The organism is Helicobacter turcicus (assembly GCF_019711685.1).
Classification (GTDB): Bacteria; Campylobacterota; Campylobacteria; order Campylobacterales; family Helicobacteraceae; genus Helicobacter_D; species Helicobacter_D turcicus.
This window is the reverse complement of the sequence record NZ_JAIGYQ010000013.1, coordinates 31659-46467: the sequence shown is the minus strand read 5'-3', so window position 1 is coordinate 46467 and position 14809 is coordinate 31659. Positions and strand designations below refer to the sequence as shown.

General features: G+C 35.5%; 15 protein-coding genes. 3 read left to right on the top strand and 12 right to left on the bottom strand.

Translation table 11 applies throughout. The features are described from left to right. The first annotated feature begins 128 nt into the window (after nucleotides 1-128). Complete coding sequence (locus tag K4G57_RS08360) at nucleotides 129-1007, top strand: DMT family transporter (RefSeq protein WP_346727938.1); 879 nt, start codon at nucleotides 129-131, stop codon at nucleotides 1005-1007. Here K4G57_RS08360 and K4G57_RS08355 read toward each other — a convergent pair. From K4G57_RS08355 to K4G57_RS08340, 4 genes are read right to left on the bottom strand one after another with little or no spacing between them, the layout of a single operon-like run. Continuing rightward, on the bottom strand, nucleotides 997-2103 hold the full coding sequence (locus tag K4G57_RS08355) for a glycosyltransferase (RefSeq protein WP_236033250.1): 1107 nt from the start codon (nucleotides 2101-2103) through the stop codon (nucleotides 997-999). The genes K4G57_RS08360 and K4G57_RS08355 overlap by 11 nt on opposite strands. Beyond that, entirely contained in the window at nucleotides 2075-3874 is a 1800-nt protein-coding gene (pglF, locus tag K4G57_RS08350) for a polysaccharide biosynthesis protein (RefSeq protein ID WP_221532324.1), read from the bottom strand. Before pglF ends, K4G57_RS08355 begins: the two co-directional genes overlap by 29 nt. Next, a complete protein-coding gene (locus K4G57_RS08345) occupies nucleotides 3875-4996 on the bottom strand; it encodes an aminotransferase class V-fold PLP-dependent enzyme (RefSeq protein WP_221532323.1) in 1122 nt (373 codons plus the stop codon). Nucleotides 4997-5007: 11 nt separating this feature from the next. Further along, a complete protein-coding gene (locus tag K4G57_RS08340; protein WP_221532322.1) occupies nucleotides 5008-5622 on the bottom strand; it encodes an acetyltransferase in 615 nt (204 codons plus the stop codon). Nucleotides 5623-5744: 122 nt separating this feature from the next. On the opposite strand from K4G57_RS08340, the gene K4G57_RS08335 reads away from it, so the two are divergent. Together K4G57_RS08335 and K4G57_RS08330 are read left to right on the top strand one after the other, a co-directional pair. Continuing rightward, on the top strand, nucleotides 5745-7037 hold the full coding sequence (locus K4G57_RS08335; protein WP_221532321.1) for an adenosylmethionine--8-amino-7-oxononanoate transaminase: 1293 nt from the start codon (nucleotides 5745-5747) through the stop codon (nucleotides 7035-7037). Nucleotides 7038-7051: 14 nt separating this feature from the next. Beyond that, nucleotides 7052-7495: a hypothetical protein gene (locus K4G57_RS08330; RefSeq protein WP_221532320.1), complete on the top strand. Its 444-nt coding sequence runs from the start codon at nucleotides 7052-7054 to the stop codon at nucleotides 7493-7495. A gap of 18 nt (nucleotides 7496-7513) precedes the next feature. Here K4G57_RS08330 and dcuC read toward each other — a convergent pair whose 3' ends face one another. The 8 genes from dcuC to ruvC form a co-directional block, all read right to left on the bottom strand. Beyond that, a complete protein-coding gene (dcuC, locus tag K4G57_RS08325; RefSeq protein WP_221532319.1) occupies nucleotides 7514-8971 on the bottom strand; it encodes a C4-dicarboxylate transporter DcuC in 1458 nt (485 codons plus the stop codon). Between the two features lie 163 nt (nucleotides 8972-9134). Beyond that, nucleotides 9135-9392 carry a 30S ribosomal protein S18 gene (rpsR, locus tag K4G57_RS08320; protein ID WP_034291136.1) on the bottom strand — a complete coding sequence of 86 codons (258 nt, stop codon included), beginning with the start codon at nucleotides 9390-9392 and terminating at the stop codon, nucleotides 9135-9137. 9 nt (nucleotides 9393-9401) lie between these two features. Then, nucleotides 9402-9974 carry a single-stranded DNA-binding protein gene (locus tag K4G57_RS08315; RefSeq protein WP_221532318.1) on the bottom strand — a complete coding sequence of 191 codons (573 nt, stop codon included), beginning with the start codon at nucleotides 9972-9974 and terminating at the stop codon, nucleotides 9402-9404. A gap of 17 nt (nucleotides 9975-9991) precedes the next feature. Beyond that, complete coding sequence (gene rpsF / locus K4G57_RS08310) at nucleotides 9992-10378, bottom strand: 30S ribosomal protein S6 (RefSeq protein WP_221532317.1); 387 nt, start codon at nucleotides 10376-10378, stop codon at nucleotides 9992-9994. A 109-nt stretch (nucleotides 10379-10487) separates the two neighbouring features. Beyond that, nucleotides 10488-11501, bottom strand: a complete 1014-nt coding sequence (locus tag K4G57_RS08305) for a DNA polymerase III subunit delta (protein ID WP_221532316.1) — start codon at nucleotides 11499-11501, stop codon at nucleotides 10488-10490. Next, complete coding sequence (locus K4G57_RS08300; protein WP_221532315.1) at nucleotides 11501-13669, bottom strand: RNB domain-containing ribonuclease; 2169 nt, start codon at nucleotides 13667-13669, stop codon at nucleotides 11501-11503. Before K4G57_RS08300 ends, K4G57_RS08305 begins: the two co-directional genes overlap by 1 nt. After that, a complete protein-coding gene (gene thyX, locus K4G57_RS08295; protein ID WP_221532314.1) occupies nucleotides 13662-14288 on the bottom strand; it encodes an FAD-dependent thymidylate synthase in 627 nt (208 codons plus the stop codon). The genes K4G57_RS08300 and thyX overlap by 8 nt, the downstream gene beginning before the upstream one ends. Before the next feature lie 2 nt (nucleotides 14289-14290). Beyond that, nucleotides 14291-14770, bottom strand: coding sequence for a crossover junction endodeoxyribonuclease RuvC (ruvC, locus tag K4G57_RS08290; RefSeq protein ID WP_221532313.1), 480 nt, complete (start codon nucleotides 14768-14770; stop codon nucleotides 14291-14293). Nucleotides 14771-14809: the final 39 nt, after the last annotated feature.

The window sequence follows — 14809 nt, the reverse complement described above, 5'->3', positions numbered from 1 at the left end:
ACGCAAATGCTAATTTAAGGGATTTAAAATTTAGTGCAAAAAAGGAAGTGGAATTATATCTAGATAAGCTTAAGGGTAGATTAAATAGGGGGGTGTTAAGATTCTGTGTTTAGAAAGGTTGGAGAGAAGTGTTGAGCAAGGAGCAAATCGGTGCGCTTTGGATGGTTAGTGCAAGCGTTGCATATGGGTTTATGCCTATTTGGACAGTTCTTGGGCAAAATAGCGAACTTACAACAGACTTTATTCTTTTCTTCCGTTTTGCGTGTGCAAGCGCTTTGCTTTTTCTCCTTTCGCGCTTTGAAAAAATTCCGATTCTATTGCCCAAACGCAAGATTTTAGAATTTTTATTCCTAGGTGGAATCCTATATTCTGTCCAATCTTTTGCCTATTTGGACTCCCTACGCTATATCCAAACAGCACTCTCTGTAATGCTCTACCACATTTATCCCGTAATTGTTACACTTGTCGCCCTTATGTTTTTTAAAGAAAAAATCCAACTAAAAACACTCCTTGCTCTTGTGCTTTGCATTATTGGACTTGTAGTAATTTTACAGATTCCAAAGGATATTACGCTTAACCATTTAGGTGTTACACTCTCCTTAATTGGTGCTCTTTTTTATGGACTCTATGTCATCTTTAGTCAAAGCATTACGCGTAACTGCCACTTTCTAGTTGCAAGCTTTTATGTATGCTTTTTCTCCTCTATTGCAATGTTTCTTAGTATGCTAAGGGCGCACGAGACTATGCCAAATCTTTTTGAGATTCCATTTATTGGAATATTCGCCTTGCTTGCGCTAACGATTTTTTCCACACTTTTTGCAATGGTTGCATATTATCTAGGAATGCCAAAAATTGGAATTACAAAAACCGCAATTTTAGGAATGATTGAACCGCTTGTTGCTGTGGTATTATCTATTTGGATTTTGGGAGATACTCTTAGTGCTTTGCAGTATTTTGGGGCATTTTTAATTATTTTTGGGTCAATTCTTTTGTGTATTAGACGATAAATTCCTTTACCAAAGCGTGCCATTTTTCAAGCACAACTTTCTCATCAAAGCGCTTTTTAATTTTAAGTGTATTTTTTATTAAAATTTCCTTATTTTCTAAAACTTTTTCAAAATGCTCCGCTAGAGATTCTACATTCCCTAGTTCCACAAGATAGCCATTGTCTTCTATAATCTCATTTGGTCCATAAGGGCAGTCATAGCTGACAACAGGGATTCCGCAAAGCAAAGCCTCTATTAATACATTGCTCAAGCCCTCTTTATGACTTGAGAGTGCAAAAAATTCCGCATTAATATACGCATTGTAGAGATTCTCTAATCTCCCCAAAAACACAACTTTGATTCCTAATTCTTGTGCTTGTTTCTTTAATCTTTCATACTCATCACCATCTCCAATAAGCAATAAGGTAAATTCTGGATGCTTAGCAGAAAAAATTTTAAATGCTGACAAAAGCTCATCAAAATGCTTACTTTTTATCATTCGTCCAACACTTAACACATAGGGTTTAAAAATCTCGCAATTGTTAGAATCACATTTTTTGACAGAGATAGGGTTTGGCATTACGCGCACATTTTTTAAGCTCCCATAATGGCGTAAGTCCTTATGTGTTAGTGTTGTTATGCATGTAGCATAAGGATATGTCAAAAGGCGCAAATAACTCCACACACCACTTAAGCTTGTATAAATACTATGCTCTGTGGCAATAATTGGAATTCTTCTAAATTGACTTGCAAGAATTGCTAAAATATTGGTTTGATGGATAAAGCTAATCACAAGGCTTGCATTTTGCTCCTTAAAAAGCTTTGCAAGAGCCTTAACTCTCTTTATATTTCCTAAAATTCCATAATATTTGCTAGAGATAACCTCTACTTTAATTCTAGAATCTAACGCATAAAACTGCTCCTCTTTGTTCCAAAGCACTAGCACAACTTTATACACACCAGAGAAGGCGTTTGCTAGGAAGCTTGCTACTTTCTCCGCTCCACCCATTCGTAAAGAAGACACAACTAAAACAATGCACTTTTGCCCTTGTGTTTCTGTTTTTTGTGCTATTTTAGATTCTAACTTCTCATCTAGCATTGTGATTAAACTCCACAACGATTTCTTTAAGCTTTGCAATTCTATCTTTTGTCGTTAAAAGCTCGGCAATGTCGTTGTTTAATTTGTTGATATCATAATGTGTTGGGTGCGCTACTTGGATAGATGGATATTTCGTTTTTCTCTCACTCTCCCCGATTAACAACTCCTCATAAAGCTTCTCTCCTGGACGCAACCCACTAAATTCAATGGCAATTTCATGTTCCTTATCATATAGGCGCAACATATTCTTTGCTAAATCCACAATTTTCACGGGCTCACCCATATCTAAAATAAAAATCTCACCACCTTTAGCAATCGCCCCCGCTTGCAATACAAGCTGACATGCCTCTGGGATTAACATAAAATAGCGCGTAATATCTGGGTGCGTAACTGTTATAGGACCACCGCTTTGGATTTGTGCTTTAAACTTTGGCACAACAGAACCGCTACTTCCTAACACATTACCAAAACGCACTGCCACAATTTCACTATTTTTAGATTCCACATTTTGCGCATACAGCTCCACAACACGTTTTGTTGCACCCATTACATTTGTAGGGCGCACCGCCTTATCTGTGGAAATTATCACAATCTTTGACACATTTGCTTCAATAGCACAATCAAGCACATTTTTACTTCCTATGATATTGTTTTCAATTGCACTCTTTTGATTATATTCACATAATGGCACATGCTTATAAGCTGCTGCATGCACGATAATATCTGGTGTTTCTTCTTTAATAAGAGACAAAAGGCTCTCTTTTTCTAGGACGCTAAGTAAGCAGGGACGAAAAAGAGTTGTAGCATTTTGTGGATATTTTTGGTTTAACTCTTCTAAAATCATATACAAATTAAACTCACTATGCTCCACAAGCACCAAACGCCTAGCTCCAAAGTCCGCACACTGACGCACAATCTCACTGCCAATGCTCCCTCCAGCACCTGTAATTAGAATCTTTTTATCTTTTAAAAATGCTCCAATTGCCTCCTTATCTAAATCCTTAATTGGGCGACTTAGCAAGTCCTCAATAGAAATATCTTTTAAGCTTTCTTGCTCATCTTTTAGCATTGTAGCAATTTTTATCTCTTCAATGCCAAGTTTTGTAAGTGCATCAAAGAGATCTTTAAGTGGTGGTTTTGCGTAATCACGCGTTAGAATCGCACTTTTGATTTTGTGCTTTAACATGAGCTCTTTTAGTGCGCTACTAGGATAGACTTTTAAGTTTGAAATGTAGCTTCCAATTGCCTTTGAATCATCCTCAATAATTGCTAAAGGATAAAAAGGAATCTCGCTGTTAAGCGCGGCTTTAATTAGTGTTGGTGTTTGCGTATTTGCCCCAAAAATAACGGCAGGTTTTGGTGAGTTTTTAGGAGAGTTTTCTAAATAAATGCGCTTTGAGATTCTAATTGCCCCAATTAAAATGCTAGAAATGACAAAGTCTATTCCAATTACACTTAGTGGAAAATCCCCAAAAACATCTAAAAATGCGATTCCGCAAAATATTCCATATGCTAGAGCATGCGCATAAAACAGCCTTAGTGCTTCTAAAAGTCCAAAGAAGCGCCACGGCACCAAATAAAGCTTAAATAACCCAAGACAAAGCACCTTTAGCGCAATTAACGCACAAAAAACAAACATCACGTCTGCACTAAACTCCAAAGGAACTTGAAAGCTAAAGCGCAAATCGTAAGACAAAATCAACGTAAAATACGAAACAACAATATCAATAAACACAAAAAATGTAATACGTTTCGTATTGCTTGGACGAAAAAGGGAAGATTTAAACACTTAACAACTCTTTATAAAATCCAAAATTAAACTAGAAATCAAATCAATATCGTTTTTCTCTAGCGCACCACCACTTGGCAAACAGATTCCACTCTCAAAGAGTTTTTGACTCACACCATTCACAAAAGATTTAGAATCTCTAAATAATGGTTGCAAATGCATTGGTTTCCACAATGGACGTGATTCTATCCCCTCTTTTGCAAGATAATTCACTAAAGCTAAAGGATTAATTTTATAATCCAAAAAGCGCAAAGTGCTTAACCAGCGGTTTCCCCTAGAATTTGGAATCTCAGGCATAAACTCTAGCTTGTGTTCAATCTGTGATAAGGATTCCTTATACCATTTAAAAATCTCACGTCTTTTTGCTACTTTTTGCTCAATTTGCTCTAGCTGCCCAACACCAATTGCTGCGCAAACATTGCTTAAGCGATAGTTATAGCCATAATCTAAATGCTCATAATAAGGTAAATTCTCCCTTGCTTGTGTGGAATAAAAACGTGCCTTCTCCATCTTTTCTTTATCCTTTCCAAGCAACATTCCGCCACCCCCACAAGTAATAATTTTGTTTCCATTAAAAGAAAGTGCGCTAAACTCCCCAAAACTTCCACTATGCCTCCCATCATAAAATGCTCCTAAAGATTCTGCCGCATCTTCAATAAGCAAGATTCCATGTTCCTTGCAAATCTCCATAATCTCATAAACCTTTGCGCACTGCCCATACAAATGTGTTAAAATCAGTGCTTTTGGCTTTTTTGGAAGCGCATTTATCGCACTAAGCAATAATTTAGGATCTAAATTCCAAGAATCCAAATCGCTATCAATAAACACGGGGATTGCCCCTTGATACAAGATTGCATCAATAGAGCCAATAAATGTGAAGCTACTTGCTAGGACAATATCGCCTTTCCTAATTCCACTCACTCTTAAAGCAAGATGCAATGCAGCTGTGCCAGCATTTAGCGCAAGAGCATTTGGAGAGCGCGTATAAGCTTTAATATCTTCTTCAAAACGATTGACAAATGCACCAAGTGGGGCAATATAATTGCTTTTAAACACATCACTTACATAACGTTGTTCCTGTCCGCATATTTGCGGTGGAGACAAAAAGATTTTAAACGCCATTACTTCTCCTTTTAGACTTCTCTCTTTGCTGGATTACCAACAACTCTTTTAAAAGATGGAATTGGATTTATAACAACGCTACCCGCACCGATAACACAATGCTCACCAACGCTTTTGCCCTCAATTACAACACTACCTGCACCAATGTGCGTCAAAGCACCGATACTAACACCTCCACAGAGTGTTGCATTAGGTGCAATATGTGCAAATGCACCCACATGACAGTCATGTTCTACAACACTTGCAGTGTTGAGGATTGCCCCTGCGCTAACTTGAGTACGCGCATTAACAACAGCATTTGACATCACCACAACAGCATTAGCAATCTTTGCAGTTTTTGAGATTATAGCACTAGGATGGATAATAGATGGTAAGCAAAAGTCATTTTGCATAAAAAATTCATAAAGATTTTTGCGCACAGCATTATTTCCAATGGCTAAAACCACGCCATGCTCTTTTGCATCTCTAAGAGCTAAAAAGTCCGACTTTGTAATGGCTGAGATTCCATTTAATTGCTTTGGTATTGGCGCATCATCAATCACAAGATAAGGGATTTTAAGCGCTTCTAAAACATCTGCCACCACCACACCATGTCCGCCTGCACCAAAAATTGCCATTTTCTGCATAACTTACCCTTGAGTTAATTCTCTTAATTTATTTTTACGATTTTAGCGCAATTTATTATTTTTGTGCTTCAATTTATCCTTTATAAGGAGTAAAATAACAAAAACTTAATAAAGGGCAAAATATGGAATCCAAAATGCTAAAAGAACTTGATTTATCATGCATTTGGCATCCCTGCACACAAATGCACGACCACGAAAACAACATTCCCCTTATTCCAATCAAACGCGCACAAGGTGTATATCTTTATGACTTTGAAGAGAAAGCATATTTGGATTGTATTTCTAGTTGGTGGGTGAATCTCTTTGGGCATTGTAATCCTTATATTAATGCAAAACTCAAAGAGCAACTGGACTCTTTAGAACACATCATTTTTGCAGGCTTTACGCATAAGCCAATTATTGATTTATCAAGACGTCTTTTAGGGCTTTTGGATTCCAACTTTGGCAAATGTTTTTATGCAGACAATGGCTCAAGCGCAATTGAAGTCGCGCTTAAAATGGCATTTCATGCAAGCACTCTCAAAGGAGAGAAAAAAAACAAATTTTTATGTCTAGAGAATGCTTATCATGGCGAGACTATTGGGGCTTTAAGTGTTGGAGATATTGGAATTTATACAGAAGTTTATGCACCTATTTTACTAGAAACTTTGAAAATTAAGGCTCCTGTGGGAGAGGATATTGATGCCTCTTTAGAAGCCTTGAAAATCTTACTAACTACGCAAAAAGATTCTATTATTGCCTTTGTGCTAGAGCCCCTTATTCAATGTGCTGGAAATATGAATATGTATAGCCCTCGCTTTGTAAAAGAAGCTGTAAAGCTGTGCCATAGCTTTGGTGTGTATGTGATTTTTGATGAAATTGCGGTAGGATTTGGGCGCACAGGCAGTATGTTTGCCTATGAGCAATGTGGTGTTGTGCCAGATTTTTTATGCCTTAGCAAAGGAATCACAGGAGGATACTTGCCTCTCTCTGTGCTTGTAACAAGCAATGCAATTTATGATTTATTCTACGCACCTTATGCAGAAAACAAAGCCTTTTTACACTCACACTCTTACACTGGAAACGCACTAGCTTGTGCGTGTGCTAATGCAGTTTTGGATATTTTTGAACGCGATGACGTAATTGCAAAAAATGCAGAATTATCCACATTCATTTGGGAGAAAATGCAGATTTTAAGAGAATTTAACTGCATAGGGAATTTACGCTATCAAGGAATGGTTTTTGCTTTTGATTTAATAGGATTTGAAAGGGAGCGCAAGGGCTTAGAAGTCTTTAATAAAGGTTTAGAGAAAGGGTTACTACTGCGCCCACTTGGTAATACCATTTACCTAATGCCTCCTTATATCCTAACCAAAGATGAAGCCTTATATATCTTAGATTCTTTATGTGCGATTATAAAAGACTTTAAGGCTTAAAAAGGATTCCAAAAATGGCATTTAAAATCAATACTCAAGCGACACAAAAACCTATTTTACAAAACATACAAAAACCAAATGTGCAAGACAAAAATGATTCCATAACTTCTCATAATCCACCCCCAAAAATACAGAGTATAACACCGCAAAAAGTGCATCCTAATCAAAATTTACTAGGTAAATACAAGACGCCCGGAAACTTTCTAAATACACAAAGTGCAATGGGAAATCAATTTGGAATCAAAAATTTATTTAATAAAACAGATGAGGGGGCTAAAGTGCTTTTAGAATATTTACAGAGTCAAAACTCTGCACTTAGCTCTTTAGACAAGATTCCAGAGCTTAGTTTTCAAGAGAGTTTGGAACTTGAAAAAAGTATTCAAGAAATGGCACAAAAGGGTAAGTTAGGGGATTTGGATTCTGCCACTCTTGCGGAACTTTTAAGAAAAATTCAGTAGAGTTGGAATCGGTTTTAACTATTTAACTTGTTTCTCCATTTGCACACTAGGCTGTGTTTGCTGTGGAAGCGGATTTACCTTAGCCAGATAGAAAGCAACTAAGATATTTACTGCCATTGCAATAAGTAGTAAAGGAGTTGTGCGCTTGATAATTTCTACGGGGGAAACTTTTGCAAATCCGGCAAGAGCTAGAATTCCTCCAGCAATAGGAGAAGCTGCTCGCCCTAAACAAGAAGCAATTTCTATAGGTAGCACTAAAGTAATAGGTGCGATTCCAAGTCTTGTGGCAATATCAGGAGCTAATCTTCCAAAAGCATTAAATGCAGCAATCCCACTTCCCATAATCACTGCAAATCCGTATACTAAGAAACTAAGCAGAGTAATACTAACAAATACAGCCACTGTTGCAAATTCTCCCTCTTTACCAAGTGAAGACACCGCATTTGCCAAGATTCCAACTCCACCAAGAGCCTTAATCCCTTCTGCAAACACACTCGCTGCAATAATAATGCTAACAACACTAATGAAAATCTCTGCCATAGCCTTTAAAATCACAACCATATCTTCGCCTAGCTTCTTGCCATCCCTATGTCTAATAAATTCTATAACAAATACAAGGGCAATACTCACAAAATTTGCCGTTACCACATCTAATTTAATGTTTAAGAAATATGCACTAAACAAAAACACCACAGGTAGCCAAGGAAATAAGATATAAAGTGTTGGACATTTTGGATCTATAATCTCTGGTGTCTCTGCTTCATCACAAAGCACACCCTTAAGCCTATCTCTCCTATCCACCCCTGCAAAATAAAGCGGAATCAAAACTGCAATCACTACCACATAGGCAACAACACTCCAAATTTGATAATTTAAGAAAAGTCCAACAACATTATCTTTCTGCCCCACCATATCTGCCATATTAATAAAGTTTCCATCTTTTGGTCCATAATCAAGAGCGATTAAAGATAGAACACAAACAGCAGTGATAGAGCGAATTTTAAGAGCGATTAAAACAGGATAAATACAAGTAAGTAGCAATAAAAGTAATCCAGCATAACTTGAAATCACAATTTTTAAAGCCATTCCCACAACAAAAGTTCCACTTAAGATTAAATATTTATTTTTAATCTTTCCAAGTGGCTTATTGGCTAAAAAGGCAAGCTTTGCAGAAGCATTAATATGCTTCATATAAGCTGCAAATCCCGCCACACTCATAATGATGAGACCGACACCAGCAAGCTGTGTTTTAAAAGTTACTGTGATAAAGGCAAAGCTATCAAGCACCACATCTAAAAAATTTGCACTCTCTCTAAGAGGAGCTTTTGGTATAGGCACACCTAGAAAATAAAATGCAAAAACAAGGATTAATATCCCAGAAAATAAAAAAACAAAAATAGGATTATATTTTTTTAGAATATAATATGCTACAACCACAACGGCAAACAGCGTTGAAAGTATCATAAATACCGACATCTTTCCGCCTTTCTTATTTTAGAACTAATTATCTGTTTATTATAAAGAAAAAGTATTTAAATTTTTAAAAAATTTGAAATCTGATTAATCTAGTAGCATTATTAATATAAATGGATTAATGAAAGAGTCTCCCCCAAATGGAGAGAAAATCTAAATAGTAATTTTAGATTTTAAAAGGATTCTCCACTACTTTTTTACGATCTACAATGTATGGAATCAACGCCATGTGCCTTGCGCGTTTAATTGCAACCTCCACACGTTCTTGCCATTTTTTTGAGTTACCTGTCAAACGACGGGGCATAATCTTGTAGCGCTCTGAAAGTGAATGCTTTAACATATCCACATCTTTGTAGTCAATAAATTCGATCTTCGCCTCTGTGTAACGACAATATCTCTTTGAATATCTTTTTTTCTCTGCCATAATGTTCCTTTAAAATGGTATTTCTTCATCATCAATATCAATCACTGGAATCTCATTTTCTTTTGGTGGTTTTTGTGCCTTTGGTTTTTGATAGCTTGGCTGACTATCATAACCACTATAAGCGTTTTGATTATTGTGGCTATTTTGGTTGGTACCGCCATTGTTATTTACACCATAATTTCCGCTAACGCCCACTTGTTCATAATCCTCTTGATAATTGCTTGGGCTATAACCACCATTTTGGATTCCACCTTCCCCTTTTGAACCTAACATTTGCATACTTTCTGCTGTAATACTATGTTTGCTACGCTTTTGTCCGTTATTATCTGTCCAACTCTCTAGCACCAAACGCCCCTCAATCAATACTTGAGAACCACGTCTTAAATACTGATTAGCCACTTCAGCCGTGCGTCCAAAGAGATTCACATCTACAAAACACACTTCTTCACCTTGTGAGCCATCTTGTTTTTTATAACGGCGATTTGTGGCAAGTCCTAATTTTGCTAATGCACTCCCATTTGTCAAGTAACGCAACTCAACATCACGTGTTAAGTTTCCAACTAGAATGATTTTGTTAAACATCTAATATTCCTTTAGATTTAAGCGCCTTGTGATTTGTCCTCAACTTCTTTTAATGGTGCTGATTTTTTATTATTAATTGCACGATCTACTAATGTTTCCCATGCTTTTTGCTCTTTTTTACTCTCGTATTTAATCACAATAAAACGCAAAATCTCTTCGTTAATGCGGTATAAGCGCTCTAGCTCTAAAACAAGCTTTGGCTCTGCTTTAAAATAAATCACAAAATAATATCCACGTTTATTTTTCTTGATTTCATAAGCAAGGTTGCGCATTCCCATATCTAAAGTCGCGCTAATTTCGCCACCATTGTTGAGAATTGCGACTTTGTAAAAATCAATCTTTTGGGTGATTTCTTCTTGTGTTAAAGTGGGTTTTACCACAAACATTGTTTCATAAAAACGCATATAGTCTCCTTATGGATTTTGCCCTTTTGCTTTACAATTTCATCTAACAAAAGAGCAAGGATTTTATAGGTTTTTTACAATTTTTTTACAAAATGTAAAGGCGTTTATTCTATCTTAAAATTGCTTGAATTTTTATTAAAGCACTTAGAAAACCATTACCACGATTTATTCCTTTAAACAATTCCTCTCTCCAAGTATTTAAAACAAAAAAAATCGACTCATATTGTGTTTCTTTAATTGTAGTTGCAAAGGCTTTCTTTCTATCTAAGATTGCCTTTGGTGGATTATAACCTAACGCTTCGGAGAGATTAGAATCACCTTTTAAACGAATATGACTTGTTAGCAAAAAAAGTGTAAAAAAATATTTTTGCACTGCCCTTACAAGCTGATTTTCATCAAAGCCTTGTTCTATAAATTGTGAAAGTTTCATAAAATAGGGTTTTTTAAGAAGCAATAATTCTAAAATCTCATCAACCTCAACACTGCCTAATCCATAACCTAAACTTTCAATCATTTCTGCAGTAATTTCTTGTTCAAAGATTCCGTATTTACGAAGTTCTGCAATACTTAGTCCTAAATCAAGATTTTGTTGTTCAAAAATTTTATGGAGTAGAAAATCAGGAATTTTAATTTGTAATTCTCTTGCGTATTCCTGTAAAATTGGCATTGCTTCATAAAGATTAGGAACAAAAAAGCGCACTTCAAACACACCATGTTTTGCTAAACTTGCCCCAAAACTCCCAACCATAGTCCTTGCATCTGCCATATATTCTACGCTCGTTTTATTCTCCGCTTGATAAAATTCCAAAATTAAAGTTCCATTGCCATTTTTAAGCAAAGCTTCCACAAGGGAATCAAGCTGTTTTTTTGGAATCTTTTTATCCACTTTTATCCAAACAAGTGCTTCATTACCAAAAAGTGAGCCTTGCAGGAAGCAATTTAGTGCATTTTGAAAATCAAAGGCATTAAAATGAAAGCTATTTTTCTCACAACCTCTATCAAGAGCAATTTTAGCAATTTTCTCGCCATAATATCCGATTAAAAATGCATCCGCCCCATAAAGAAAAATCGCACGAATCGGTATATTTTTGGCAAGTTTTGTGTCTAATTCTTTTTTATACATTATTTCCCTTTACGCTTATGGCGCGGCTTATAATTTACACTTTTAAGGTTTGTTGCTTTAGTGCTTCTTTTAATATTTTTATCCATTTTCTTAGCATTTAGTTTTGCTCTTTTGCGCACATTCTGTGCCTTTTGATGCGTTTTTATAAAAAGATATTTAGAGATTTGTTCATTTTGGATTCCAAACCTTTCATTAAAGCATTCTAAGATTCTACCATAGACTTTTGCTGTGGCAAGATTAACATCAATAATTTGCACACGCACTTTTTGGTATTTCACTCCTGTGCCTTTTAAACATACAACACGTGCACCCTGTAAAGGTGGAGTGGTTAGAGCAATTAACTCTGGGCTTTTGTCATTAATAATTACACCTAAATATGCTTGTCCAATTTTTTTATTTAGATAACGTGCGAATTTGCGGTCTTTAAAATCCATTTCTATTTTTGCCACTTCACGTTCTTTTTGACTCAAATCTTCACAAATTTGAGGTAAGGATTCCAAAGATTCTTGATTTAATTGAATTTTAGCTTTTAGAATTCTGTGTAAAAGCAAATCACTATAACGGCGAATGGGTGAAGTAAAATGACTATATGCTTCAAATCCTAGTCCAAAATGTCCGATATTATGACTTGCATAAAACGCTTGTTGCATTGAACGAATGATAAGCTTATCTACTTCTACTGCCATATTAGAATGTTGTGTTAAAGCTTGGATTTCTAAAATAGCATTATGAAATTCTCTAATGTTTTTTGGAATCTTATTTTTTTTATAAATTCCAAGTAGTCTAAATTCAGCGAATAAATCCTCAATATTCTCTTGTTTTGGTGCATTATGCACACGATAGATTCCTAATTTTAACTGCTCATCTCCTTGTGTGCTTTGTTTGCTCTGTAATAGTGCGCTTTGTATATTTGCAAGCAACATACACTCTTCTACAAGTTGATGGCTTTGTGTTTGGGATTTCATCTTAGTATCTTTTAGTTCTAGATTTTTATCTAGCTCCATCACGCTATCATCACCTAAAAAATCAAATCCGCTTTTTAACCGCTTTTGACGCAATTTTTGTGTTAAGGCATTGAGTGCAAAAAGCATTGGTTTTATACTTGCTTTTACTGCCTTGCTATCTTTGGAATCTAAAAGTGCATCAACATCTTCATAAGTGAGTTTTTGACGCACTTTTACCACAGCTTCAAAAAGCTCACTATTTAATACTGCTTTGGTGCGCTTATGTAAGCGGATTTTCCAAACCATTGCTAAACGCAAATCTCCTTCGCTCAATGCGCAGAGATTTTCACTTAAAATTCTAGGCAACATGGGGATAGATTTGTGCGGAAAATACACACTAAAACCTCTTGCCTTTGCTTCAATATCAAGAGCAGAATCCTTTGAAACATAATAGCTGACATCTGCAATAGCGACATAAAGCATAGAATTTTCACTATCATAAAAAATTGCATCATCATGATCTTTCGCTCCCATAGGATCAATAACGCAAAAGGGTAAATGTGTGCAATCTACCCTTTCTTTAAAATCCTTTAAACGCACAGCTTTAAAACTATTCGCTTGAAGTTGTGCTTGCAGACTGAAAGATTCTTGCCTATTATAAAGGCTTAAGGTAATATTCTCGTCCATTTTAGAATCACTAAGTGCTCCTAAAATCTCTAAAATTTCACCATTTTTGGGATTTATTTTTAGAATCGTATTTGTAGGTAATGTTTTTAACGACTTTTGGGAGGCTTTAATTTTATAAGGAATCTCATTAGGAATTGAAATTGCCATACAATCAAGCTTATACTTCTCTAAATAGCAAAGCACACTACTTTCTTTTGTTTCTAAGATTTGGATAACTTTTGCATAAATGCGCACATTATGTTTTTTATTTAGCATTTTAGCTAACACAATATCATCTTTTTGGGCGCCTTTTAGCAGTTTTTTTTCTACAAGCCAATCACGCACCGCCCTTTCCTTTGGCAATGGAATCACAAAACCATATCCTTCTTTTGCAATATCAATTTTGCCAATGCAAAATTGCTTTTTTAGCACATAACAACCTTTACGCACATCAAGCACATTGAGGGAACGCAAAGATTCTAGGAATTGTAAAAAAGATTCCGCAAGTTTAAAATCAAGTGGAATTCCATTTTTAAGCAGATTTAAAAATTCAAGCATTACTTAGCAAATCACTAAAAATAAACTGGTGTTCTTGTGGCAATGCATTAAAAATATTAAAAGCTAATTCTCTAATCTCCCAAAGTGCAACTTTTGAACTACGCAATGCTAAAAAATTTTGCAAACTTCTTGCATTAATACTCCAAGTAAGCTCTGTTTTATAGGATTCTGGCATTGCAAATTTTGCTAAATCATTACTAATATTTGCCACAAGCAATTTTCTTAAATTTTCTAATGCGTAGATAGAAGCTTCATTCACAGCTTGATTACTTGTAAATACTAAAAATTCTCCTGCTCTTGTAAAATTTTCTTCACAAAGTGGAAAAAAGGATTCCATCTCCTTAAGCTCTTTTAACGTGTAACGACTAGATTTTACACTAAGTGAAGCCATTCTATGCCTTGCTAATTCTTGCAAACACGCACGACTGATACCTTGAATATAAAAAGAATAATTTAAATGTTCCAAAGTAGAAGCGTGTTTAAGTTTATTTCCCACTCTATCAATTAATTCTTTATCTTTTTCTCCCCCATTATCTCCTTTTTCAAAGCTTTGCCAACAAGTTCTAATTGCATGTGAACAGATATTTAAATCTGTATAAGATAACAATTCTATTTGCATTTTTATCCTTTTTGAAGTTTAAGTCGTTGTGCATGCGTGACAGCAATGGCGATTGCATCGGTAATATCAAGAGGTTTTATCTCACCCTTTATTCCAAGCAAACGTTTCACCATAAATGCAACTTGCTCTTTTGCCGCTTTTCCATTACCTGTAAGTGCTTTTTTTACTTGTAAAGGAGTGTATTCAGCAAAATTTCCAAGCTCTTGTAAAATTTTGAGGCTTAAAGCCCCCCTAAATTGTGCTAACTTTATCACGCTTTTTGGATTATACGCATAAAACATATCTTCAATAGCAACGCTATTAATTTTATGTTGTTTTAATACCAAATCAATCCCTTCTACAAACTCTACAATTTGGTCTTGCAAAACCCTCTCTTTAATTTTAATTAATCCCGCTTCAATCAAGGAAATTGCACCATTTTCTAATTTTATAATTGCATAACCACAATTTCTACTTCCTGGGTCAATTCCTAAAATATTCATCACTCTCCTAATCCAAAAATAATTTTAGGATTCTACTAA

Bases quoted from the DNA above. Each gene is read 5' to 3' on its own strand.
- K4G57_RS08305 (WP_221532316.1), bottom strand. From the start codon at position 11,501: ATGTATAAAAAAGAATTAGACACAAAACTTGCCAAAAATATACCGATT.
- thyX (WP_221532314.1), bottom strand. From the start codon at position 14,288: ATGCAAATAGAATTGTTATCTTATACAGATTTAAATATCTGTTCACAT.
- K4G57_RS08345 (WP_221532323.1), bottom strand. From the start codon at position 4,996: ATGGCGTTTAAAATCTTTTTGTCTCCACCGCAAATATGCGGACAGGAA.
- K4G57_RS08300 (WP_221532315.1), bottom strand. From the start codon at position 13,669: ATGCTTGAATTTTTAAATCTGCTTAAAAATGGAATTCCACTTGATTTT.
- K4G57_RS08315 (WP_221532318.1), bottom strand. From the start codon at position 9,974: ATGTTTAACAAAATCATTCTAGTTGGAAACTTAACACGTGATGTTGAG.
- rpsR (WP_034291136.1), bottom strand. From the start codon at position 9,392: ATGGCAGAGAAAAAAAGATATTCAAAGAGATATTGTCGTTACACAGAG.
- ruvC (WP_221532313.1), bottom strand. From the start codon at position 14,770: ATGAATATTTTAGGAATTGACCCAGGAAGTAGAAATTGTGGTTATGCA.
- K4G57_RS08335 (WP_221532321.1), top strand. From the start codon at position 5,745: ATGGAATCCAAAATGCTAAAAGAACTTGATTTATCATGCATTTGGCAT.
- K4G57_RS08340 (WP_221532322.1), bottom strand. From the start codon at position 5,622: ATGCAGAAAATGGCAATTTTTGGTGCAGGCGGACATGGTGTGGTGGTG.
- rpsF (WP_221532317.1), bottom strand. From the start codon at position 10,378: ATGCGTTTTTATGAAACAATGTTTGTGGTAAAACCCACTTTAACACAA.
- dcuC (WP_221532319.1), bottom strand. From the start codon at position 8,971: ATGTCGGTATTTATGATACTTTCAACGCTGTTTGCCGTTGTGGTTGTA.
- K4G57_RS08330 (WP_221532320.1), top strand. From the start codon at position 7,052: ATGGCATTTAAAATCAATACTCAAGCGACACAAAAACCTATTTTACAA.